Source organism: Clostridium ljungdahlii DSM 13528 (assembly GCF_000143685.1).
Lineage (GTDB): Bacteria > Bacillota > Clostridia > Clostridiales > Clostridiaceae > Clostridium_B > Clostridium_B ljungdahlii.
In genome coordinates this window covers 4,502,638-4,525,048 of the sequence record NC_014328.1, presented here as the reverse complement: position 1 = coordinate 4,525,048, position 22,411 = coordinate 4,502,638, and the positions used below count along the sequence as shown (strand labels likewise).

The window sequence follows — 22,411 nt, the reverse complement described above, 5'->3', positions numbered from 1 at the left end:
TAAAGTTTAAATTGGTGCTTTGCAATCCACAATGCACAATTAAGGATAATTTTCTGTTGTTACAAAATAAAAATATTGCGAAGCAAAGCTTTTGAAAAATAGTGGACGAAAGGTGGGTATTACTAAAATATTAATAAGCTTAAATCATATTTAGTCCATTTATATCAATGGTCGGAGTGACAGGATTTGAACCTGCGACCTCTTGCTCCCGAAGCAAGCGCGCTCCCAACTGCGCTACACCCCGCTTATGTATGCTATTTTATACCATATATAAAGAAAACACAAGATACTTGTAAACTGTAGTGCACAATGCACGATTTGTAATTGAGGATAATTTCCTGTTATCACAAAAATAAAAATATTGCGAAGCAAAGCTTCGCAAGTTAAGAATTAATAAGGGTGATTTTTAGCTATTGCAAAAATCTTTAAATATATAAGTCAGTGTTTAGTAATGTTTTGCTTTAGCAAAACGAGTGGTGAAAAGCTTAATCAAAGATTTTTTGTAGTATAACGAAAAAATTCTACATTAATTATTAATTCTTCATTCTTAACTATTAATTAAAAATACAGTATCATATACTCTTCATTTTATCCTCATTATCGCCTTCGCCTCTTGTAGGAACTGTAGACATGAGAAATCCAACTAGTACTGATACTAGGGCCGGCGATATTATATTTATATAAGCTATGTAAGAGGTTCTATATAATATTAGTGCAGTTATGCCTGTTAAAAGTATGCTAATTATAAAAATATAAATTACAAATTTAGCAAAAGAACTAAAAAACTTTTTATATAGTTTGTGCCTTGTAGGGCCGCTTATTATTTTTTGAAACAAAAAATAGGATAATAGAATTAAAATTACATCTACTGAAGCAGATATTAAAAAATTTTTCAAATAAAACACCTCCAATAGGTTTATTAATCTATAGTATTACCTTATTGGAGGTATTTTACACCCAAATTATTCGCTTAAATACATTTCTCCTACGTTAAATACATCTCCTGCACCTACAGTTAAAAGAAGATCTCCATCTTTTAAATTAGATTTTAAATAATCAACTATGGATTTAAAGTCTGAGATATTAGTGGACTTTATACCACGTTTTGCAATTTCTTTAGACAGCATAGCAGAACTTACCTTGCCAGTGTCTTTTTCTCTTGCAGGATATATATTTGCCAAAATTAATTCATCTACGTTGTCGAAAGCCTCAGTAAATTCTTTAAATAAGCTTATAGTTCTTGAAAAAGTATGGGGCTGAAATACACAAATTATTCTCTTGTGAGGGTAATTTATAGCAGCATTTAAAGTTGCTTTTATTTCAGTAGGATGATGAGCATAATCGTCTATTACTGTTATGCCTTGTTTTTTACCTTTCAACTCAAATCTTCTGTGAGTACCTTTAAAGTTTTCCAATCCCATTTTTATGTTATCAGTGGATATATCTAAGATTAAAGATACGGCTGTACTTGCCAGTGCATTTAATATATTGTGTTTACCTGGAACATTCAAATGTAAAGATGATATTTTAACATCATTTTTGTATATATCAAAGGATGCACAACTTTTTTCATCAAAACATATATTTTTAGCTGTAATGTCACCAGCATTAATTCCATAAGTTAATACGTTGCAGTTAACATTTGATATAACATTTTTCATCCTTGCATCATCCACACAACCAACTAAGTATCCTTTTTCTGGAATTAAATTTGCAAATTTTATAAAGGCATTTTGTATATCATCTATGTCTTTATAATAATCAAGATGATCTGCATCTATATTTAAAATTACTCCTATGGATGGAAAAAATTTCAGAAAAGATCCTTTGTATTCACAAGCTTCAGTAATGAAATAAGGGCTGTTTCCTATTCTTACATTACCATTTATATTGTCCAAGTTTCCTCCTACTAATATGGTAGGATCTAAATCTGCTTTAAGCGTAATACATGACAGCATGGATGTAGTTGTGGTTTTACCATGGGTACCTGCTACAGCTACATTATACTTATGCCCTTTCATTATATGACCTAAAAGCTCAGCTCTGGACATTAGAGGAATGTTCAAGGTTTTAGCTTTTAAAAATTCCTCATTATTTTTTTGGATTGCGGCAGTATATATAACTAAATCTATATCTGGCTTTATATTTTCACTGATTTGTCCTATATAAATTGTAGCTCCTTTTGATTTTAATTTTTCTGTTGCAGGAGAAGTTTTTATATCTGAACCAGATACTTTAGAACCCTTTTCTAATAAAATTTCAGCTAAAGCGCTCATGCTTACTCCGCCTATACCTATAAAATGTACTTTCTTATTTTTTATAAAATCAAATGACAACTAAATCACTCCTTTAATTTAACTAACTCATCTAATAATTATATACAAAAATTAATTAAAAAACATAACTTTATGGATATAATTTATAATTTACAATATTTGAACCCTAAACTTTTTAAAAACTTTGAAGAGATAAATTCTTAAGTTACTAGTTGAGCTTGTAGTAAATAGGTGTTGATAAATAACATTTTTTAGAATACAATATGAATAATAGAATAAAATAATAACATATTATTCGTAAAATTATATAGATGGGTGATAGAATGCAAAAGTTTAGTAGAAATCAGAGAATAGCTGCAGTAACAAAAATCTTACTTGAAAATCCTAATAAAATAATGGGTTTGAATAACTTCACAGAAATGTTTAATACTGCAAAGTCTACTGTGAGTGAGGATATTGTAGTAGTGAAGGATACTTTAAATAAATTGGACATGGGAAAAATAAATACTGTATCAGGAGCAGCAGGGGGAATTAAATATGTATGTGGTATGTCTAATGAAAAGAAAAGGGAATTTGCTGAAAAATTATGTATTATTTTGAAAGATAGAGAAAGAATAATACCAGGGAATTTTTTATATATGACAGATATAATGTTTAACCCTAAGATAATATACACGGCCGGATTGATATTGGCATCTATTTTTATAGAAAAGGATATTGATTATGTAGTTACTGTTGAGACAAAGGGAATTCCACTAGCTTATGAAGTAGCCAGGATGCTTGGAGTTCAACTTGTAGTTGTAAGAAGGGAAACGAAATTTACTGAAGGCTCTACTTTAACTATAAATTATGTATCAGGTTCTACAGGAAGAATTCAAAATATGTCTTTGTCTAAGAAGGCATTGAAGAAAGGAAGTAAGTGTATTTTTATTGATGACTTTATGAAAGCAGGAGGAACTGCTAAAGGTATAGTAGATCTTTTGAAGGAATTTGAAAGTGAACTTTTAGGAATAGGAATTTTAATAGACAATATAGGAATATCTAACAAATTAGTTGAAAACTATGTGTCACTAGTTGATTTTAAAGGCATTGATGAAAGTGGAAATGCAATTCTATTTCCTTCTAAAATGTTTAACTAATAAAATTTTCAAAAAATTTTATTTATTTTTAATAAAATAGGAAGGAAAAATACAAAATATAGAGAATAGTATATACATAAGCATCTTGGAGGTGGATTTATATGCAAATTACAGACGTTAGGGTAAGAAAAATTGCAGCAGAGGGTAAGATGAAAGCTATTGTTTCAGTAACCTTTGATAACGAATTCGTAGTTCACGATATAAAAGTTATAGAAGGTCAAAATGGTCTTTTTATAGCAATGCCAAGTAGAAAGACTCCTGATGGAGAGTTTAAAGACATTGCTCACCCTATAAATACTCAAACAAGGGAGAAAATACAAAAGGCAATTCTTGATGAGTATGAAAAAGTAAAAAGTGAAGAAACTGTTACCGAAGAAAAGGTTAAGGAATAATAAAAGGGAGTATTTATACTCCCTTTTATTATTCCTTAATAATTTTGAAAATACATTTAAAAATTATTATCCGAAAGTTATTTATAAGGTTGCAAATAATTTTCATATAAAATATAATATTATAGGATGTTTTAATAATATAATGTATAAAATTGAAGCTTATAACCATAAAGAGGTGTTAAAATGTATAATTGTGCTATAATATTGGCGGCTGGAGAAGGAAAAAGGATGAAATCATCTAATCCTAAAGTACTTCATAAGGTTTGCGGAAGAGAAATGGTGAATATAGTTATTGATACTGTAAAGAAAGCACAAATAAAAAATATAGATGTGGTAATTGGCAAAGGTTCAGATGAGGTAAAAAAACATACTGAAAGCAGGAATGTAAGTTATTCTTTTCAGGAAAAACAATTGGGTACAGGAAATGCAGTTTTATGTTCGGCAAGCTTTTTAAAAGATAAAAAGGGAACTGTAGCTATATTTACAGGAGATGCACCTTTAATAAAAGAGGATACCATAAAAAAGATGCTAAGCTTTCATAATGAAGGTGAATATAAAGCTACTATACTCACTTCTTTAGTGAAAGATCCTTCTGGATATGGAAGAATTATTAGAGAAAAAAATGGAGAAGTATCTAAAATAGTTGAACATAAAGATTGCTCAGAGGAAGAGCTTAGAGTAAATGAGATAAATTCAGGAATGTACTGCTTTGACATAGAGAGCTTAATGGAAAGCCTAGATAAAATACATAACGATAACGCTCAAGGCGAATATTATTTGACTGATGTCATAGAAATATTGAAAGGTCAAGAAAAAAAAGTTGGAGCATTACCAATTCCATTTGAGGAGACTATGGGACTTAACTCAAGGGTTCAGCTTTCAGAAGCTGAAAGAATTATGAGAAAAAGAATAAATAGAAAACATATGGAAAACGGTGTTACTCTTATTGATGCTGATAATACTTACATAGAGTTAGACGTTAAAATAGGTAAAGATACTATATTATATCCTGGAAATGTACTTCAGGGTAATACTGTAGTGGGCGAAAATTGTACATTGTATCCTAATTCTAGAATACAAAATAGTACAATACAAGATAATGTAACAATTCAAAGTTCAGTAATACTAGATAGTACTATAGGAGAAAATACTACTGTAGGACCTTTTGCATACATAAGGCCTGAAAGTACAATAGGTAAGTCTGTAAGAATAGGCGATTTTGTGGAAGTAAAGAAGTCAACTATAGGTGATAAGACAAAAGTGTCTCATTTGACATATATAGGAGATGCGGAAGTTGGAAGTGGATGCAATTTTGGCTGTGGGACTGTAGTAGTAAATTATGATGGAAAGAAAAAGAATAAGACGTTAATTGGAAACAATTCATTTATAGGATGTAATACAAATTTGATCTCTCCAGTTAAAGTTAATGACGATACTTATATAGCAGCAGGTTCTACAATAACAGATGAAGTTCCAGAAGGAGCGTTAGCAGTAGCTAGGGCACGACAAATAAATAAGGAAAATTGGGTATATAAAAAAGGATTAAAGAAATAAAATTTTAGGAGGGCTTTACATAATGATAACCCATGGTAAAAACATTAAAATTTTTGCAGGCAATTCTCATCCTGAATTAGCTAAGCAAATAGCGGATATTTTAGGAACTAAAGTTGGAAATTCTAAAGTTTCTACATTTAGTGACGGAGAAATATCTGTAGATATTAATGAGACAGTTAGAGGAATGGACGTATTTATAGTTCAATCAACAAATGACCCTGTAAATGATAATTTGATGGAGCTTTTAATTATGATTGATGCATTTAAAAGAGCGTCAGCAGGGAGAATAACAGCAGTAATGCCTTATTACGGATATGCTAGACAGGACAGAAAAGCTAAGGCAAGAGATCCAATTACAGCAAAACTTGTAGCAGATATATTAACTGCTGCTGGGGCAGACAGAGTACTTACAATGGATTTGCATGCAGCACAAATTCAAGGATATTTCAATATACCTTTAGATCATCTTTTGGGAGCACCTATTCTTGCAAAGTATTTTATACAAAAGGAATTTGACAAGAGAGATGACATAGTTGTAGTTTCACCAGACCTTGGAAGTGTAACAAGGGCAAGAAAATTTGCCGACAAGTTAAATGCAAGTATAGCTATTATTGACAAGAGAAGACCAAAAGCTAATGTATCAGAAGTAATGAATATAATTGGGGATATAGAAGGAAAAACAGTTATATTAGTGGATGATATGATAGATACAGCTGGAACAATAACAAATGGTGCTAATGCTCTTATGAAACGCGGAGCAAAAGAAGTTTATGCTTGCTGCACACATGCAGTATTATCAGGACCAGCAATAGAGAGAATAAAGGATTCTGTTATAAAAGAACTAATAATGTTGAATACTATAAACTTACCTGACAGCAAAATGTTGGATAAATTTAAGATACTATCTATAGCTCCAGTATTTGCAGAAGCTATAAAAAGAATATATGAAGATGTTTCTGTAAGTAAATTATTTGAAGATTAGAATTAAAAGGCATGTAGAAAATATATTCTACATGCCTTTTAATTAAAAATATTAAAGCGTACGTAGTATTTATGACTTATTTGTAACTTTTGATAATATATTATTATTTATACAAGAATATGTGATAAATTTAATATAGGGAAATTTTCTTTATTATAAATAACATGATTGATGAGGTATTCATATATCAATATTTATTTAGGAGGGTGAAATTATGGAAGGGTCTATAGGTAAAATTTTAATAGTAGATGATGATGAAAATATATGTGAAGTAATAAAAATGTACGTAGAAAGTGCAGGATATGAGACAAAGGTTGTTAATGATGGTAAGACAGCGGAAACTATGTTTTTAGAATATAAACCGGATTTAGTGCTTTTAGATATAATGCTTCCAAATATAGATGGAATAGATGTACTTAAATGGATAAGAAAAGAATATGAGACACCTGTAATTATGCTTACTGCAAAAGGAGAAACTTTTGATAAGGTTTTAGGTCTTGAATTGGGAGCAGATGACTATATAGTTAAACCTTTTGAGGCCAAGGAAATGCTAGCTAGAATTAAGGCGGTACTTAGAAGGTATAGTGTGGATAACGAAAACAAAGAAGTGCTAAAGTTTAATCAACTAACTATTGATATAAATTCATATACAGTAGTTTATAAAGATGATGAAATAAAAATGCCACCGAAAGAGTTTGAACTACTACATTATCTTGCAAGTAATAAAAACAGAGTATTTACTAGAGAACAACTTTTATGTGAAGTTTGGGGTTACGATTATCCAGGAGATTCTAGAACTGTAGATGTACATGTTAAGAGATTAAGGGAAAAGCTTCAAGGAGGACCAAATTGGCAAATAGAAACTGTGTGGGGTGTGGGATATAAATTTGAGGTGAAGTAAATGAAAAAGGGGTTATTTTCAAAACTTATGGTTGCGTTTACTGGAATCATTATAGTTAGTTTTGTAATGACGTCAGGTTTTTTATCCTATTGGTTTGAAAGTTATTATTTTCAACAGAGGAAAGTAGAGATGCTTAGAGAATCTCAGCTTATAGAATATAAAGCTATACAGTATTTAAATGGAAATTTGACTTCAGATAATATAAATGAAACTTTAAGTTACATAGGAAAGTATTTATCAGCAGATATATGGCTAGTTGATAATTACGGATATATTTATTCCGTATCAAAAAGCGAGCATAAAAAACTGATAGCTACTTCTAGACAAATAGTTACCAAAGATTTACAAGACCTTAGAGAGAATAAAACAGTTAATAAGATACAAAATTACCCAGGTATATTTACAACTCCAGTTCATACATTTGAAATACCTATTTTTTCGAATGGAGTTTTCAGAGGTGCTATAATGATGCATACTTCTATAAGTGAATTAAAGAGCCCTCTAAAGAGAGTGTATGAAATTATATGGATATCAGCTGTTTTGGCCATTATAATATGCTGCATTGTAATTTACTATTTATCACAAAAAATAATAATAAATCCCCTTAAAAAAATAAATCATGTAGCAGATAAGATATCTAAAGGAGAAGTTGAAAAGAGAGTTCATATAGAATCCAAAGATGAAATTGGAGAACTTGCGAAATCCTTTAACATTATGGCAGATTCATTAGAAAAAGTAGAAAAGCATAGAAGAGAGTTTATATCCAATGTATCTCATGAAATAAGATCTCCAATAACTTCTATAAAAGGATTTATTGGGGGAATGATTGATGGAGTTATTCCAGCAGAAAAACAGAACTATTATCTGTCAGTTACTTATTCAGAGATACAAAGACTTACAAGGCTTGTAAATGATCTTTTGGATTTATCTGCAATTGAAGCTGGTGAATTTAAACTTAGAATAGAAGAAGTAGATATAAATGAGATTATAAGACTATGTGTTATAAAATTTGAAACTAAAATAAACAATAAGAAACTAAAAGTAGATGTATTGCTGGAAGATAATAAGTTGTATGTAGCTGCAGATAAAGACAGGATAACTCAGGTTGTTACAAATTTAGTTGATAATGCTATAAAATATTCAGATATTGGTGGAAATATAAAAGTTTCAACTAAGGTTAAAGGTGAAAAGGCAGTTGTATCTGTTTATAATGATGGATCAGGTATACCGGAGTCAGATTTAAAACATATATGGGATAGGTTTTATAAGGTGGACAAATCCAGAACTTCAAAAGTGAGTACAGGGCTTGGACTTTCTATTGTAAGAAGTATACTTACCCAATTAGGTGAAGATATATGGGCTGAAAATAAGGAACCTAAGGGAATTATGTTTACTTTCACTTTAAAGAGGGTTTAAGGAATAATTACATTCTGTTCATATTTGTGTAAAATTTTTTTATTATAATTACTCTAAGTTTAGAGATTATGAGGTGTAATTAATGAATGATGATAACATAAAAGATGCTAATTGGGAAAATGTAAAAGATGATGAGGCAAAAATAAAGTTTGTAAATAGTAAGAAAAGGTCAAATATAAAGAAAATAGCTAGTTTATTTTGTGTTGTACTAGTAGCTGCAGTTTCTGGAGGTATATCTGGAGCATATGTAATTAATAAAAAACAGGCCTCTAAAATGTATACACCTGATAATCGAATGTTAGTTGAACCAAAGCAAGATAATAGTGAAGTAAAAGATAAATCTGAAAATACGAAGGAAAATTCTATAACAGAAGTAGCTGAAACTGTTGGTCCTGCAGTAGTAGGAATAAGTAATAAATCAGAAGGATATTTTGGATTGCAGGATGCAGGAAGTGGATCTGGAGTAATAATTGATTCTAATGGATATATAGTTACTAATTATCATGTAGTGCAAGGAGCGGATAAGATTACTGTTAAGCTTTCAAGTAATAAGATATTAAATGCTTCTGTATTAGGAGCAGATCAAAGATCTGATTTAGCCGTAATAAAAGTGGATGCAAAAAACCTTCCCGTAGTTAGATTTGGAGATTCTTCAAAAGTAAAGGTTGGCGATACTGCAATTGCCATAGGAAATTCATTAGGCGAGCAGTTTGCGGGATCTGTTACGGCAGGAATAATAAGTGCATTAAACAGGAAGATAGAGTATAATGGATCAATATATAAAGTTATTCAGACAGATGCAGCTATAAATCCAGGAAACAGCGGTGGACCTCTTTGTGATTTACAAGGCAATGTTATAGGCATAAATAGTTTAAAAATAGGTGCTAATTTAAATGCAGAGGGAATGGGCTTTGCTATAGACATAAATGAAGCAAAGAATATAATAAAATCACTTATGAACAGTGGAAAAGTATCGAGACCTTATCTGGGTATATCTGGAGAAAGTGTAGTGTCAGAGGATGATAAAATTCAGGGAGTTTATGTTGAACAGGTAGAAAAAGATAGTGGGGCTGCCGTTGCTGGTATAAAGCCTACGGATATAATAATGCAGGTAGATGATAAAAAGGTAAGAGATGTATCAGATATAGAAGAAATAATAGAAAGTCATAAAATTGGAGAAAAGGTTGATGCCGAAATTTGGAGAGATGGTAAGACTATAAAAGTGGAAGTAGTTCTCTCTGAATTGAAGGGAAATAAATAAAGAGACTTTTGGTCTCTTTATTATTTATGTCTTTTAGTATAATATATATTATGTAATGGATTTAATATAGTATTGAGATTGGAGTGAAATAATGTTTTTAATAGTTGGATTAGGAAATATAGGAACTAAGTATCAGCATACAAGACACAATATAGGGTTTGATGCTGTAGATTTAATAAGTAGTAAGTATAATATTCCTATAAATAGGGAAAAATTTAAAGGAACCTATGGAGAAGGCATAATAGCAGATAATAAAGTAATGTTATTAAAACCGAGTACTTATATGAATTTGAGTGGAGAGAGTGTAATAGAGGCTGCAAATTTTTTTAAGATAAAAAGCAGCAATATAATAATTATATACGATGATATAGACCTTGAAATTGGAAGAATTAGAATAAGAAAACATGGAAGTGCTGGAGGACATAATGGCATAAAGAGCGTAATAGCAAATTTAGGTACAGATGTATTCCCAAGAATAAAAGTAGGGATTGGACAGCCTAAAGGGGATCTTGTATCTCATGTTTTGGGAAAATTTGACATAAATGAAAGAAATGATATAGAAAAGGTTTTAGAAACTAGCGCAGATGTATTGGAATGTCTCATAAATTGTGGAGTAGAAGAAGCTATGAATAAGTTCAATGGATTAAAAATATCAAGTGATTCTTAGGTTCAGATGGAGTTTGCTTATAAGGACAACTTTTTCCAGCTGAACTTTAGAAGAACTTATCCAGGCGCGTAGCAGTGCTTATCCCCTACTTTGATAGAAGAGGGGGGGGTTAGCAATGGTAGCGATCGGATAAAGCTTATTACAAAATAAGTCAGTTGATACCGTATAATCTCTTTAAACAAAGAGATTAACGGTTGTTGTGCGTTAAATTAAAAAACTTAAGTGCAATATTTATCTAGAGTTGGATGAATAAAATTTGTAGGGTGGTTGTTAAAATGAGATTAGATGGACTTATAAAACCTATGAGGGAGAGTAGAGAATTTAGAAATATTATTGATGGAATAAGCAAAAAAAAATTCCCTATAGGGGTATTTGGACTTTCAGAGTCAGCTAAAAGTTACTTAATATATGGAGTGTATAACGAAATAGACAAGCCTTTCCTAATTGTTACTCATAGTGATGTAGAAGCCAGAAAACTATATGAAGATCTATCCCTTTATTTAGCAGAAGTATATTATTTTCCTACTAAAGAGATGGTATTTTATAATATAGATGCCATATCGGGAGACCTGAGGTGGGAAAGATTAAAGGTAATAAGGAAAATGATAGATACAGGTAGAAAAATTATAATAACTTGTGTGGAATCTTTGGCCTCTGCATATATACCTGTAGGGTTATATGAAAATTATATAATTAACATATCTGTAGGGGAGGCTTTAAATTTAAAAGATATAAGTGAGAAATTGGTTCAAAGTGGATATGAAAAAAATGAGATTGTGGATTCAAAAGGCCAATTTTCCATAAGAGGTGACATAATGGATGTATACTCACCAATAGCTGCAGAAGCATATAGAATAGAGCTATTTGGGGATGAAGTAGAATCTATTAGAACTTTAAATTTAGAATCGCAGAGAAGTATTGATAAATTAGACAGTATAGAAATATTTCCTGCTAAAGAGATTATTCTTGATAAGGATAAGATTCAAAAGGGAAGAAAAAGTATAGAAGATGACGCAGCTTTAGTAGAAAAAAAATTAGAAAAAAGCAAGAATAAAGAAGCATTGGATAGAATAGATGAGTTAACAAAGAAAAACTTAGAGAGTCTAGAGGAGAACTGGAGCTTTGAAAATATTGATAGTTTTCTTCCATATTTTTATGATAAGCCTGCTTCTTTCCTTGATTATGCTAAGGACTATTTTGTAGTTATGGATGATGTGCAGAGATGCTCCGGGAAATTAGATAGTGTATATTTTGAATTTGAAGAAAATTATAAAAATCTTTTAGAAAGGGGAAATATACTCCCCAAACAGAGTAAAATGTTATGTGCAAAATCTGATTTATTTGAAGAACTTAAAAATAAGGAAATTATGACCTTAGATGCTATTGCTAAGTCTTCTAAGGTTATTCAACCTAAAACTATAACTAATTTTTCTCAGATAACTCTAAATAGTTACCAAGGACAGATAGATTTACTTATTGAGGATATAAAGGATAAAAAGTCTAGAGGTTATAAAATTTTGATCTTATCTGGAACAAGACCTAGAGGAGAAAGATTGGTAGACACTTTACGAGAAAAAGGCATAGAAAGTAGTTATAGAGATGTTATTCATGAGATTAAATCAGGGGAAGTTGTTATAACTTTTGGAAGCCAACTCAAGGGTTTTGAATATCCGGATTTTAAACTAGGGGTCATATCAGATAAAGAAGTTTTTGGGGAAGCAAAAAAGAAGAATACAAGGAAGGTTCTCAAAAAAGGAGTAAGCAAAATAAAAAGCTTTACAGAACTTAAACCTGGGGATTTTGTAGTACATGTAAATCATGGTATAGGAATATACAAAGGCATAAAGCAGTTGGAAGTTCAAGGTCACAAGAAAGATTATTTGGAACTTATATATGACTCAGAAGATAAATTGTATGTACCTGTAGAACAACTGGATATGGTGCAAAAATATATAGGTTCTGAAGGAAAGAGCCCCAAAGTAAGTAAATTGGGAGGATCAGATTGGGCCAAAGCTAAGAAAAAGGTAAAGAAATCAATAGAGGAAATAGCTGAAGATTTAGTAAAATTATATGCAATTAGGTCTACTCTAAAAGGTTACAAGTATTCAAAGGATACAGTATGGCAAAAACAGTTTGAGGATGAATTCCCTTATGAAGAGACTCCAGATCAACTTACAACTATACAGGATATAAAGCAAGATATGGAATCAGATAAGGTAATGGACAGATTACTTTGTGGGGATGTAGGATATGGAAAAACAGAAGTGGCAGTAAGGGCCGCTTTTAAGGCTGTTATGGATGGAAAGCAAGTTGCATTTTTAGTTCCAACTACCATACTTGCTCAACAACATTATAATAATTTTGTTCAAAGGTTTTCTGATTTTCCTGTAAAAATAGATATGATAAGCAGGTTTAGAACAACAGCACAGCAAAAAGCATCCATAAAGGCAGTTAAAGTAGGAGATGTTGATATATTAATTGGTACTCACAGAATATTACAAAAGGATGTACAATTTAAAGATTTAGGACTTCTTATAATAGATGAGGAGCAGAGGTTTGGAGTAAGTCATAAGGAAAAGATCAAAAAGATTAGAAAAAATGTAGACGTACTTACGTTAAGTGCTACACCTATACCTAGGACATTACATATGTCTCTCGTAGGGGCTAGAGATATAAGTGTTATAGAGACACCTCCAGAGGAAAGATATCCAATTCAAACTTATGTAGTGGAATATAATGATCAATTAATAAGAGATGCAATACTAAGAGAAATAAATAGAGGAGGACAGGTTTATTTTGTCTATAATAGAGTTGAGAGCATAAAAGAAATGGCTTCTTACATAGCCAAACTAATTCCAGAAGCAAAAGTAGCCGTAGCTCACGGACAAATGCAAGAAAGAGAACTTGAAAATATAATAGTTGATTTTATGAAAAATGAGTATAATGTTTTAGTAGCAACTACTATTATAGAAACTGGTATGGATATACAGAATGTAAATACAATGATAATATATGATGCCGATAAAATGGGCTTATCACAACTATATCAATTAAGAGGAAGGGTTGGAAGAACTAATAGAATGGCTTACTGTTACTTGAGCTATAGGAGAGATAAGGTTCTTACGGAAGTAGCAGAAAAAAGGCTTAAAGCTATTAAAGAATTTACTGAACTTGGATCTGGGTTTAAAATAGCACTAAAAGATTTGGAAATAAGAGGTGCAGGTAATATGATGGGAGCATCACAGCATGGTCATATGGCTGCTGTAGGATATGATCTCTATTGTAGGATGCTGGAGGATACTATAAAGCTTATAAAAGGAGATATAGACAAAGAACCTGTAGAAACTACTGTAGAATTGAAAATAGATGCATATATACCTGATAATTATATAAAGAGTGAAGTTCAGAAAATAGAAATATATAAGAAAATAGCAGCTATAAGTTCCTATGATGATATGCTTGATATAAAAGAGGAATTGGAAGATAGATTCTCTGATATACCAACTTCAGTATACAACTTGATGGATATAGCCTATATAAGAAGTATGAGTAAGAAAATTGGAATAGAGGAGATAAAAGAAATAAAGGACGAAGTTGTTTTTTCATTTCAAGATCAGGATAGGGTTGACAAAAATGTGCTTAGGGAACTGTTTAAAACTTATCCACATGAGTTTGTGTTGAAGATGAATAAAAAGCCCGGGTTTGGATATAAATTAAAAAATGTAAAAAGAGAAGATATTTTACATCAGATTAAGGAAATTGTGAAATATATGCTAAAAATATATGAACAAAAATAGCTTTGTAGTAAAAATAGTTTTGTGTTAAAATTAATTTATATTTTGCAAAACACAAAAAGAGTGGGGGAATAAACCGTGAAGAATATAAAAAGGTTGGTGGCTGCTGCATTTATAACAGTGTTCGCATTTTCAACTGCAGGATGTAATATGATAGAAAAAACACCAGAAGCTATAGCTAATAGTACTGTGGCAACAGTTAATGGAGAAAAAATCACAAGGGGTGATTTAGATAAAGATCCAAATACAATCCAATTGCTAAGTCAAGCTAAACAACAATATGGTTCAGACTATGCAAAAAATGATGAAGCTACTAGTGCTATTAAAACCCAAAAAGAACAGATACTTGACAATATGATTACTACTAAAGTAATCGAACAAAAAGCTAAAGAGTTAAAGCTTCTACCAGATGAAAGTAAATTAAAATCAGACATGGATAAAAAGATTGATGATATTAAAAAGCAGAATTTTAAAGGTGATACCAGTCAATTTGATGCAGCATTAAAAGCACAGGGATTTACTGAGGAATCATTTAAGACTATGTTTCTAGCACAATTGAAAACTCAAGCAATAGAAACAAACATAAGTAATTACCTTGCAAAAAGTGTAAAGGTAACAGATAAACAAATTAAAGACTATTACAATGCAAATAAGGATAAGTATACAGAGCAGCCTGATAAAATGCATTTAGCTCATATACTTGTAAAGACAAAAGATGAAGCACAAAAAGTGAAAGCAAGGTTAGATAAGGGAGAGGATTTTGCAAAGGTTGCAAAAGAAGTTTCTCAGGATACCGCTACTAAAGATAAAGGTGGAGACTTAGGATTTGTAAATTATAATGATTCAGGGTATGATGCTCAATTTATGGCAGGAGCAAAAGCATTAAAAGAAGGTGCCATATCAGATCCAGTTCAAAGTAGTTTCGGATATCATATAATCAAGTGTATAAAAAAGCAGGAATACCCAGTTAAGGATTTTAACAAAGTTAAAGATGATATAAAGAAGCAGCTGGAAAGTGATCAAAAGAGTAAATTAGTTTCTCAAAAAGTTCAAGAGTGGAAAAAAGCCGCAAGTATAACTAAAAAAGAAAAAAATATTATGTAAATTAATTTTTATTTAAATAGGTAGAAAAGAACTGTAGCAATTGTGCTGCAGTTCTTTTTATTTTTCTAATTTAAATAACAATTGTGTATAAAATTGCATATTTAGAAAGATAATAATAATACAAGTTATATATTATATTTTATAGGAGGAATTATAGTATGAAAGCAACAGGAATTGTTAGACGTATAGATGACTTAGGTAGAGTTGTCATACCAAAAGAAATAAGAAGAACTCTTAGAATAAGAGAAGGAGATCCTCTTGAGATATTTACCGATAGAGAAGGTGGGGTTATATTAAAAAAATATTCCCCTATTGGAGAACTTAGTGATGTTTCAAAAGGATATACAGAATCACTTCAACAAACTATAGGAAATATAATTATGATATGTGATAAAGACAGCATGGTGTCAATTAGCGGTATACCTAAAAAAGAATATATGGGAAAAAAGATAAGTAATGAACTAGAAAAGTTAATAGATAATAGAAAAACGGTTTCCATAGCTGGGGATAAGGATGAAGATGGAATTATTCCTTTGTATGATGATGAGGATGTACAGGGTAAGTACTCAGCTCAAATTATATGCCCTATAATAGCAGGAGGTGATGCAATTGGAGCTGTAATAATAGTATCTAAAGAAAAAGCTAACTTTGGAGATATGGAGATAAAGCTAGCTGAAACTGCATCATCCTTTTTAGGCAAACAAATGGAACAATAGATAATGGCAGCATTAGCTGCCATTTATATTCTGTTGACATTATTGACTATAATTTAAAAAATATTCATTTAAAGTAATAATACCTTCGAGTTTTAAATAATTATAAACATGGAACAAATTGTTTGCAATTATAGCGTTCGGAGGTATTTTTATGAAAAAACAATCCCTTATAAAAGGCACTTTTGTATTAGGGGCAGCGGGTATATTGTCAAAATTCTTAGGACTATTTTTTAGATGGCCACTTCAAATGCTTATTGGAGATGAGGGAGTGGGTTACTATCAAATGTCATTTCCGCTTTATATGTTTTTTATTGCTGCAGCTTCAGGTATACCTGTAGCGGTGTCAAAGATGGTATCGGAGAGAAATGCCATTGGAGATCATGAAGGGGTAATTCAAGTACTTAGAAAATCTATACTCTTAATGGTTATTTTAGGAACAGGGTTTACAGCTATACTACTTATATTTTCAAATCCAATTATACATTTTTTGAAGTGGGATAGAAAATCTTACTATTCTTTAATTGCCATTGCATTTGCACCTATATTTATATCCATAATGAGTGCTTTCAGAGGATTTTTCCAAGGACTTCAAAATATGAATTATACAGCTGCATCTCAAATTATAGAACAAATAGGCAGAGTAATAGTAGGAGTGGGATTGGCATATTTGCTATTGCCTAAAGGTATAGAGTATTCCGCAGGAGGAGCAGCATTGGGGGCAGCAGCAGGAGGACTATTTGGCGGTATATATTTAATAGTAAAGTATGTTTATGTAAGAAAAGAAATAAACGTATTTAAAGTTGCAGATAATAAGGATGTACTGAGTAAATTACTGTACATAGCTATTCCAGTATCTCTAGGAGCAGCAGTTAGCAGTATAATGAGTCTTATAGATTCAGCTTTGGTACCTCAGAAATTATTGGAGGCTGGATTTACATATAGGGAAGCTGCTATATTATATGGACAGCTTACTGGAAAGGCATTTGTGCTTATAAATATACCACTAACAATATCTTCAGCGCTATGTGCTTCTTTGATGCCAATAATTGCAGAATCGTATATATTAAATAGAAAAGTTGATGTCATAAATAAAGTGGATTTATCTTTTAAAATTTCTATGGTTATTGCAATTCCATCTACCATTGGATTATATGTCCTAGCACACCCTATTCTGGATTTGATTTTCCCAGGTCAATCTGCAGGATTTGATATACTTCAATATTCAGCATTGTCTATTCCTTTTATTGTACTTGTTCAGACATCTACAGCTGTGCTTCAGGGCATTGGACATTATGTTAGACCTGTAGCTAATTTGGCGTTAGGATGCATTATAAAGGTAGTTATAACCCTATTTCTTGTGCCAATACCTCATATAAATATTTATGGGGCAGTTTTAGGAAGTATAGGAGGATATATTGCGACCTGTATTTTAAACATAATATTTTTAAGCAGGAAATTAAAAATTCGTGTAAATTATTTTGAAACTATGGTTAAACCCGCATTTGCATCCATTTTTATGATGGCAGCTGTTGTAATTATATATTTGTATGTCTATAATTATAGCATGAATAGTAGAATAGCTTGTTTTTTAGCTGTAATTGCTGGTGTGATTATATATGTACCAATCATAGTTATATTTGGAATATTCAAATACAGTTATATAAAAAGGAGATTCTTAAAAAAATAAAGGAGGATTTACAAATGATTAAGGTAGTAGGTCTGGGGCCAGGATCCATAGAATCCCTTACAATAGGTGCTGTTAATGCACTGAAGGATGTGAATAAAGTATATTTGAGGACGGAGAAACATCCTACTGTGGGTTACTTAAGACAATTGGGTATAAATTTTGAAACGTATGATCATCTATATGAAAAAAAACAAAAATTTGAAGATGTATATAGATCCATAGCAGAAGATTTAATATTAAAAGAAAAAAGTTTTCATCAAATAATTTATGCAGTACCAGGACATCCCCTGGTAGCAGAAAAATCTGTAAAATTATTGTTAAAATTGTGTAAACAAAATTCCGTAGATGTGGATATGATACCATCAGTTAGCTTTATAGATGTTATTGCAGAGAAGTTAAACATAGATGTTATTGAAGGAATAAAAATAATAGATGCTTTTGATATAAAACACGAAACATTAGATAAAAGGGTAGGTACTATAATAACTCAAGTATACGATAGGTTAATTGCATCTGAAGTGAAATTAAGTCTTATGGATTATTATAGAGACGATGCAGACATATATTTTATAAGAGCTGCAGGAGTTAAGGATAGTGAAAGTATAAGAAAAATAAAATTGTATGAGCTGGACAGACAAGAGGATATAGACTATTTGACATCAATTTATATACCTAAAGATTTAGAGTGCAAATATGATTTAAAAGATTTATTAGATGTAATGGAGAAATTAAGAAGTCAAGAAGGTTGTCCTTGGGATAAAGAACAAAGCCATGAGAGTCTAAAAAAATATCTTATAGAAGAGAGCTATGAGGTACTAGAAGCTATAAATAAAAAGGATGATGTGGAACTGACGGAGGAACTAGGAGATGTATTATTTCAAATAGTTTTCCATTCTCAAATAGGAAAAGAAGAAGGATTTTTTAATATTAATGATGTAATCAATGGTGTATGTGATAAAATGATAAAGAGACATCCACATGTATTTGGAGATATAGAGGTAAATAATTCAGAGGAGGTGCTAACAAACTGGGATGCTTTAAAGAAAAAGGAGCAAGGGCTTAAAACTCATACAGATGAACTTAGACATGTTGCACAAGCTTTACCTGCCTTGATGAGAGCTTCTAAAGTTCAAAAAAAAGCTGCTAAGGTTGGATTTGACTGGGACAAAGTTGAATGTGCATTAGATAAAGTATTAGAGGAATATTATGAAGTAAAGGATGTATATAAAAGTAAGGAAAGGGCAAAAATAGTAGAAGAAATAGGAGATTTAATATTTGCTTGTGTAAATGTAGCCAGATTCCTTGACATTGACCCTGAATTTGCATTAAATTATACTATAGAGAAATTTATAAATCGTTTTGCATATATAGAGAAGTGTGCCAGAGAGAAAGGACTGGATATGGAAGACATGACATTAAATGAAATGGATGAACTCTGGGAAAAGGCTAAAAATATATAAATTTAATTTTTTATATGCAAAAAGAAGGAATTTTTTAATTAATGCAGAATATGCTACTATATCCATATAAGTATATTCAATGGATTAGAAAGTGATGAATATTTTTAAGTATATATAATTACATAGTAAGTTGCTAAAAATTTTTGAATAGTATACAATATTTATTGCTTTCAAAAGCTTAATTAGAAAAACTTGGTTAATGATGACCGAAAATTAGCCGTAAAGATATTTGTGAATATTTGTACACATTTATCTATGAAAATTAGAGGAGGTAAAAAAAGTGAATAAATCAGAATTAATAGCAGGTATAGCAGAAAAGTCAAAATTAACAAAAAAAGATGTAGAGGCAGCTCTTAAAGGGTTTATAGAAAGTGTAGAAGAAACATTGGAAAAGGGAGATAAAGTTCAATTAGTAGGGTTTGGAACCTTTGAAACAAGAAAAAGAGCTGAAAGAATTGGAAGAAATCCTAGAACTAAGGAAGAAATAAAAATACCTGAATCAACAGTTCCTGTATTTAAAGCTGGTAAAGAGTTTAAAGATAGAGTAAATAAATAATGTATTTTTCAGAAAGCCTGGGTGAAAATCTAGGTTTTCTGTTTTAAAGGGGAGTTTGTATGAGATTAGATAAATACCTTAAAGTATCTAGAATAATAAAAAGAAGAACTGTAGCAAAAGAAGCATGTGAAGGTGGAAGGGTTGCTATAAATGGAAAAGTGGCCAAACCTAGTGTTGAAGTCAAAGAAGGGGATATAATAGAAATCAAATATGCCAATAAGTGTTTAAAGGCAGAAATCTTAAATATTGCAGCTCATGTTACAAAAGAAAACGTTCAAAGTATGTATAGGATAATTTCAACTGAATAAGATTTAAAATAGAAAGTAATATAATCCCCAATGGCTACATATATTTATTATAGGTGGAGGGGATGTTTTATGGAGAAAAAAGAAATAAGTGTAGAAGATAAGAAAAGCTTATTAAGTCTTGAAAATAGAAGAAAGTTAATGTTAACTGGTGTTATTGAAGTAGTAAGTTTTAATGAAGATCAAATAGTTTTAAATACTAATCTTGGAACCCTCAATATTAAAGGCAAAAGTTTAAAGATGAATAAGTTAGATGTACAAAATGGAGATGTAGTTATAGTTGGTATGGTAAATTCTTGTGTATATACTAATAATAAGTCGAAAAAAAGGAACCAAAGTTTAATATCAAAGATGTTTAAATAAAATCACGTTACCATGAAAGGATTAGTATGATTATATCAATAAGTACTCAAATTCGACTTATAATATTTAGCCTTACAGCAGGAATAATAACGGGAATATTATTTGATTTTTACAGACTAATAAGAGGGTTTAAAGATTTAAATAAGATAATAACGTTTATCGAGGATACTCTATTTTGGGTATTTACAGCCATAATTGTATTTATATTTTTAATGTATACAAACTATGCCTATATGGGAATGTATGTGTATATCTTATTAGGTATAGGTATATGTTTATATTTGAAGTTTTTCAGCAATTTTCTTATAGAATTACATAATAAATTCTTCAAAGTATTGGGAAGATTATTTAGGGTATTTATATATATAATAATATATCCTTTTCAATACCTTATTTATAGTGTTAAAAGAAAAAATAAAAAAAAGTATAAAAATTAGCTTGAAGAAAATCAAAAATCAAATTACAATATAAGTGAGATGTGCTATGATAAATCGAGGAAGGCAATAGTTAATAGAATGAGTATATAGAAACGTAAATCGTTAGTGGGAGAATCGGTGATTATTAATGAAAATAAAAATCAAGTGGAAAAATATAATCTTTTTATTAATAGTTCTATATATAGGCTATATTTTTATAAGTCAGCAATTAACTATGCAAAACATAAATAAACAGATAAGTGAAAAAAAGATGGAAGAGCAGAGGGGTAAATATAAAAATCAAAAATTACAGGAAGAGGTTAAAATGTCTAATTCTAATGTGTATATAGAAAAATTAGCTAGAGAAAAATTAGGTCTTATTAAGCAAGGCGAAACTCCTGTAATAGACAATAAAAACTAATTACCAGTTATGCTGTAATAGAAAACTATAACAGGTTTTTTGAAATTATGCCTGTTGAGATTATGGAGGATAAGTGGTTGTGGATGTAGCAAAGATTTTTGGGCAAGATCCAAGAAGTCCTACTCTGTTAAAAGAGAAGAAGTTTATATTATATAGTATTATTTTTTAAGGAGGAGTTTTTTTAATATGACCTTAAAGGCAGGAAGCATACTAGAGGGTACAGTAGTTAACATTACTAGTTTTGGAGCTTTTGTAGATGTTGAAGGTAAAACTGGGTTAGTGCATATATCTGAGGTGTCAGACACTTATGTTAAGAATATACGAGATTATTTAAAGGAAAAGGACAAAGTAAAAGTTAAGGTAATTTCTATTGATGACAATGGAAAAATTAGTTTATCTATAAAACAGGCTGGACTTGATAAAAAGAGTGTTAGACCTATGGAAATAGATTGGCAAAAAGAAAAAACTAAGCAAAATCAAGGTAATTTTGAAGATAGATTATCTAAGTTTTTAAAAGATAGTGAAGAAAGATTCCAAGATATAAAGAAACATCAAGATGCAAAAGGCAAAGGATACAAAAAATCTTCTAATTACTAGTAGGATTACCTAAAGAGGCTGTTTAGCCTCTTTTTAAATTTTATTTATAGAAATTTTTAAAAATTAGTTGACAATATAGTTAGTACCATATATAATAATATATGTCGTCAATTTGTTGTGTATATATTTTGCTGGAGTGGCGGAACAGGCAGACGCACAGGACTTAAAATCCTGCGGGCTTTAAAACCCGTACCGGTTCGATTCCGGTCTTCAGCACCAATTAATGTCGCGGGGTGGAGCAGCTGGTAGCTCGTCGGGCTCATAACCCGAAGGTCGGAGGTTCAAGTCCTTCCCCCGCAACCACAGAAATATATAACATGGCGGAATAGCTCAGCTGGCTAGAGCATTCGGTTCATACCCGAAGTGTCGTAGGTTCAAGTCCTATTTCCGCTACCAATTGATGA

21 protein-coding genes and 4 tRNA genes are annotated in these 22,411 nt (G+C 30.8%); 22 read left to right on the top strand and 3 right to left on the bottom strand.

Going from position 1 to position 22,411, the window contains the following annotated elements; translation table 11 throughout:
* Nucleotides 1–168: 168 nt before the first annotated feature.
* The 3 genes from CLJU_RS20610 to murC all read right to left on the bottom strand — a co-directional run bounded on the left by CLJU_RS20610 (nucleotide 169) and on the right by murC (nucleotide 2,336).
* A tRNA-Pro gene (locus CLJU_RS20610) sits at nucleotides 169–244 on the bottom strand.
* Nucleotides 245–572: 328 nt separating this feature from the next.
* Entirely contained in the window at nucleotides 573–896 is a 324-nt protein-coding gene (locus CLJU_RS20605) for a hypothetical protein (RefSeq protein ID WP_023162491.1), read from the bottom strand.
* A 66-nt stretch (nucleotides 897–962) separates the two neighbouring features.
* A complete protein-coding gene (gene murC / locus CLJU_RS20600) occupies nucleotides 963–2,336 on the bottom strand; it encodes a UDP-N-acetylmuramate--L-alanine ligase (protein WP_013240753.1) in 1,374 nt (457 codons plus the stop codon).
* Nucleotides 2,337–2,599: 263 nt separating this feature from the next.
* On the opposite strand from murC, the gene purR reads away from it, so the two are divergent.
* The 22 genes from purR to CLJU_RS20490 all read left to right on the top strand — a co-directional run bounded on the left by purR (nucleotide 2,600) and on the right by CLJU_RS20490 (nucleotide 22,403).
* The gene (gene purR, locus CLJU_RS20595; RefSeq protein WP_013240752.1) at nucleotides 2,600–3,415 is read left to right on the top strand and encodes a pur operon repressor; all 816 of its coding nucleotides are present in this window, start codon (nucleotides 2,600–2,602) and stop codon (nucleotides 3,413–3,415) included.
* A 101-nt stretch (nucleotides 3,416–3,516) separates the two neighbouring features.
* Nucleotides 3,517–3,807 (top strand): septation regulator SpoVG, encoded by a 291-nt coding sequence (gene spoVG / locus CLJU_RS20590; protein WP_013240751.1) that lies wholly within the window; start codon nucleotides 3,517–3,519, stop codon nucleotides 3,805–3,807.
* Nucleotides 3,808–3,990: 183 nt separating this feature from the next.
* A complete protein-coding gene (gene glmU / locus CLJU_RS20585) occupies nucleotides 3,991–5,361 on the top strand; it encodes a bifunctional UDP-N-acetylglucosamine diphosphorylase/glucosamine-1-phosphate N-acetyltransferase GlmU (RefSeq protein ID WP_013240750.1) in 1,371 nt (456 codons plus the stop codon).
* Between the two features lie 22 nt (nucleotides 5,362–5,383).
* Complete coding sequence (locus CLJU_RS20580) at nucleotides 5,384–6,343, top strand: ribose-phosphate diphosphokinase (RefSeq protein ID WP_013240749.1); 960 nt, start codon at nucleotides 5,384–5,386, stop codon at nucleotides 6,341–6,343.
* A gap of 214 nt (nucleotides 6,344–6,557) precedes the next feature.
* A complete protein-coding gene (locus CLJU_RS20575) occupies nucleotides 6,558–7,244 on the top strand; it encodes a response regulator transcription factor (protein ID WP_013240748.1) in 687 nt (228 codons plus the stop codon).
* Nucleotides 7,245–8,660, top strand: coding sequence for a sensor histidine kinase (locus tag CLJU_RS20570; protein ID WP_013240747.1), 1,416 nt, complete (start codon nucleotides 7,245–7,247; stop codon nucleotides 8,658–8,660).
* An 82-nt stretch (nucleotides 8,661–8,742) separates the two neighbouring features.
* Nucleotides 8,743–9,921 carry a S1C family serine protease gene (locus CLJU_RS20565; protein ID WP_013240746.1) on the top strand — a complete coding sequence of 393 codons (1,179 nt, stop codon included), beginning with the start codon at nucleotides 8,743–8,745 and terminating at the stop codon, nucleotides 9,919–9,921.
* A gap of 91 nt (nucleotides 9,922–10,012) precedes the next feature.
* Nucleotides 10,013–10,588, top strand: a complete 576-nt coding sequence (gene pth, locus CLJU_RS20560) for an aminoacyl-tRNA hydrolase (protein WP_013240745.1) — start codon at nucleotides 10,013–10,015, stop codon at nucleotides 10,586–10,588.
* Between the two features lie 275 nt (nucleotides 10,589–10,863).
* Nucleotides 10,864–14,385 (top strand): transcription-repair coupling factor, encoded by a 3,522-nt coding sequence (gene mfd / locus CLJU_RS20555; protein WP_013240744.1) that lies wholly within the window; start codon nucleotides 10,864–10,866, stop codon nucleotides 14,383–14,385.
* Nucleotides 14,386–14,460: 75 nt separating this feature from the next.
* Nucleotides 14,461–15,486, top strand: coding sequence for a peptidylprolyl isomerase (locus CLJU_RS20550; protein ID WP_013240743.1), 1,026 nt, complete (start codon nucleotides 14,461–14,463; stop codon nucleotides 15,484–15,486).
* Nucleotides 15,487–15,644: 158 nt separating this feature from the next.
* On the top strand, nucleotides 15,645–16,202 hold the full coding sequence (gene spoVT / locus CLJU_RS20545; RefSeq protein WP_013240742.1) for a stage V sporulation protein T: 558 nt from the start codon (nucleotides 15,645–15,647) through the stop codon (nucleotides 16,200–16,202).
* Between the two features lie 151 nt (nucleotides 16,203–16,353).
* A complete protein-coding gene (locus CLJU_RS20540; protein ID WP_013240741.1) occupies nucleotides 16,354–17,889 on the top strand; it encodes a putative polysaccharide biosynthesis protein in 1,536 nt (511 codons plus the stop codon).
* Nucleotides 17,890–17,903: 14 nt separating this feature from the next.
* The gene (gene yabN, locus CLJU_RS20535) at nucleotides 17,904–19,349 is read left to right on the top strand and encodes a bifunctional methyltransferase/pyrophosphohydrolase YabN (RefSeq protein ID WP_013240740.1); all 1,446 of its coding nucleotides are present in this window, start codon (nucleotides 17,904–17,906) and stop codon (nucleotides 19,347–19,349) included.
* 280 nt (nucleotides 19,350–19,629) lie between these two features.
* Complete coding sequence (locus CLJU_RS20530; protein WP_013240739.1) at nucleotides 19,630–19,905, top strand: HU family DNA-binding protein; 276 nt, start codon at nucleotides 19,630–19,632, stop codon at nucleotides 19,903–19,905.
* Nucleotides 19,906–19,964: 59 nt separating this feature from the next.
* Nucleotides 19,965–20,213: an RNA-binding S4 domain-containing protein gene (locus tag CLJU_RS20525; RefSeq protein ID WP_013240738.1), complete on the top strand. Its 249-nt coding sequence runs from the start codon at nucleotides 19,965–19,967 to the stop codon at nucleotides 20,211–20,213.
* 69 nt (nucleotides 20,214–20,282) lie between these two features.
* A complete protein-coding gene (gene yabP / locus CLJU_RS20520; protein WP_013240737.1) occupies nucleotides 20,283–20,573 on the top strand; it encodes a sporulation protein YabP in 291 nt (96 codons plus the stop codon).
* A 26-nt stretch (nucleotides 20,574–20,599) separates the two neighbouring features.
* A complete protein-coding gene (gene yabQ, locus CLJU_RS20515) occupies nucleotides 20,600–21,010 on the top strand; it encodes a spore cortex biosynthesis protein YabQ (protein ID WP_013240736.1) in 411 nt (136 codons plus the stop codon).
* 127 nt (nucleotides 21,011–21,137) lie between these two features.
* A complete protein-coding gene (locus CLJU_RS20510; protein WP_013240735.1) occupies nucleotides 21,138–21,410 on the top strand; it encodes an FtsB family cell division protein in 273 nt (90 codons plus the stop codon).
* A 186-nt stretch (nucleotides 21,411–21,596) separates the two neighbouring features.
* Nucleotides 21,597–22,007 carry a S1 domain-containing RNA-binding protein gene (locus tag CLJU_RS20505; RefSeq protein WP_013240734.1) on the top strand — a complete coding sequence of 137 codons (411 nt, stop codon included), beginning with the start codon at nucleotides 21,597–21,599 and terminating at the stop codon, nucleotides 22,005–22,007.
* A gap of 130 nt (nucleotides 22,008–22,137) precedes the next feature.
* Nucleotides 22,138–22,226, top strand: a tRNA-Leu gene (locus CLJU_RS20500).
* Nucleotides 22,227–22,234: 8 nt separating this feature from the next.
* Nucleotides 22,235–22,310: transfer RNA gene (locus CLJU_RS20495), tRNA-Met, on the top strand.
* Nucleotides 22,311–22,326: 16 nt separating this feature from the next.
* Nucleotides 22,327–22,403: transfer RNA gene (locus CLJU_RS20490), tRNA-Met, on the top strand.
* The last annotated feature ends 8 nt before the right edge of the window (nucleotides 22,404–22,411 follow it).

Bases quoted from the DNA above. Each gene is read 5' to 3' on its own strand.
- purR (WP_013240752.1), top strand. From the start codon at position 2,600: ATGCAAAAGTTTAGTAGAAATCAGAGAATAGCTGCAGTAACAAAAATC.
- spoVG (WP_013240751.1), top strand. From the start codon at position 3,517: ATGCAAATTACAGACGTTAGGGTAAGAAAAATTGCAGCAGAGGGTAAG.
- glmU (WP_013240750.1), top strand. From the start codon at position 3,991: ATGTATAATTGTGCTATAATATTGGCGGCTGGAGAAGGAAAAAGGATG.
- CLJU_RS20580 (WP_013240749.1), top strand. From the start codon at position 5,384: ATGATAACCCATGGTAAAAACATTAAAATTTTTGCAGGCAATTCTCAT.
- CLJU_RS20575 (WP_013240748.1), top strand. From the start codon at position 6,558: ATGGAAGGGTCTATAGGTAAAATTTTAATAGTAGATGATGATGAAAAT.
- CLJU_RS20570 (WP_013240747.1), top strand. From the start codon at position 7,245: ATGAAAAAGGGGTTATTTTCAAAACTTATGGTTGCGTTTACTGGAATC.
- CLJU_RS20565 (WP_013240746.1), top strand. From the start codon at position 8,743: ATGAATGATGATAACATAAAAGATGCTAATTGGGAAAATGTAAAAGAT.
- pth (WP_013240745.1), top strand. From the start codon at position 10,013: ATGTTTTTAATAGTTGGATTAGGAAATATAGGAACTAAGTATCAGCAT.
- mfd (WP_013240744.1), top strand. From the start codon at position 10,864: ATGAGATTAGATGGACTTATAAAACCTATGAGGGAGAGTAGAGAATTT.
- spoVT (WP_013240742.1), top strand. From the start codon at position 15,645: ATGAAAGCAACAGGAATTGTTAGACGTATAGATGACTTAGGTAGAGTT.
- CLJU_RS20540 (WP_013240741.1), top strand. From the start codon at position 16,354: ATGAAAAAACAATCCCTTATAAAAGGCACTTTTGTATTAGGGGCAGCG.
- yabN (WP_013240740.1), top strand. From the start codon at position 17,904: ATGATTAAGGTAGTAGGTCTGGGGCCAGGATCCATAGAATCCCTTACA.
- CLJU_RS20525 (WP_013240738.1), top strand. From the start codon at position 19,965: ATGAGATTAGATAAATACCTTAAAGTATCTAGAATAATAAAAAGAAGA.
- yabP (WP_013240737.1), top strand. From the start codon at position 20,283: ATGGAGAAAAAAGAAATAAGTGTAGAAGATAAGAAAAGCTTATTAAGT.
- yabQ (WP_013240736.1), top strand. From the start codon at position 20,600: ATGATTATATCAATAAGTACTCAAATTCGACTTATAATATTTAGCCTT.
- CLJU_RS20510 (WP_013240735.1), top strand. From the start codon at position 21,138: ATGAAAATAAAAATCAAGTGGAAAAATATAATCTTTTTATTAATAGTT.
- CLJU_RS20505 (WP_013240734.1), top strand. From the start codon at position 21,597: ATGACCTTAAAGGCAGGAAGCATACTAGAGGGTACAGTAGTTAACATT.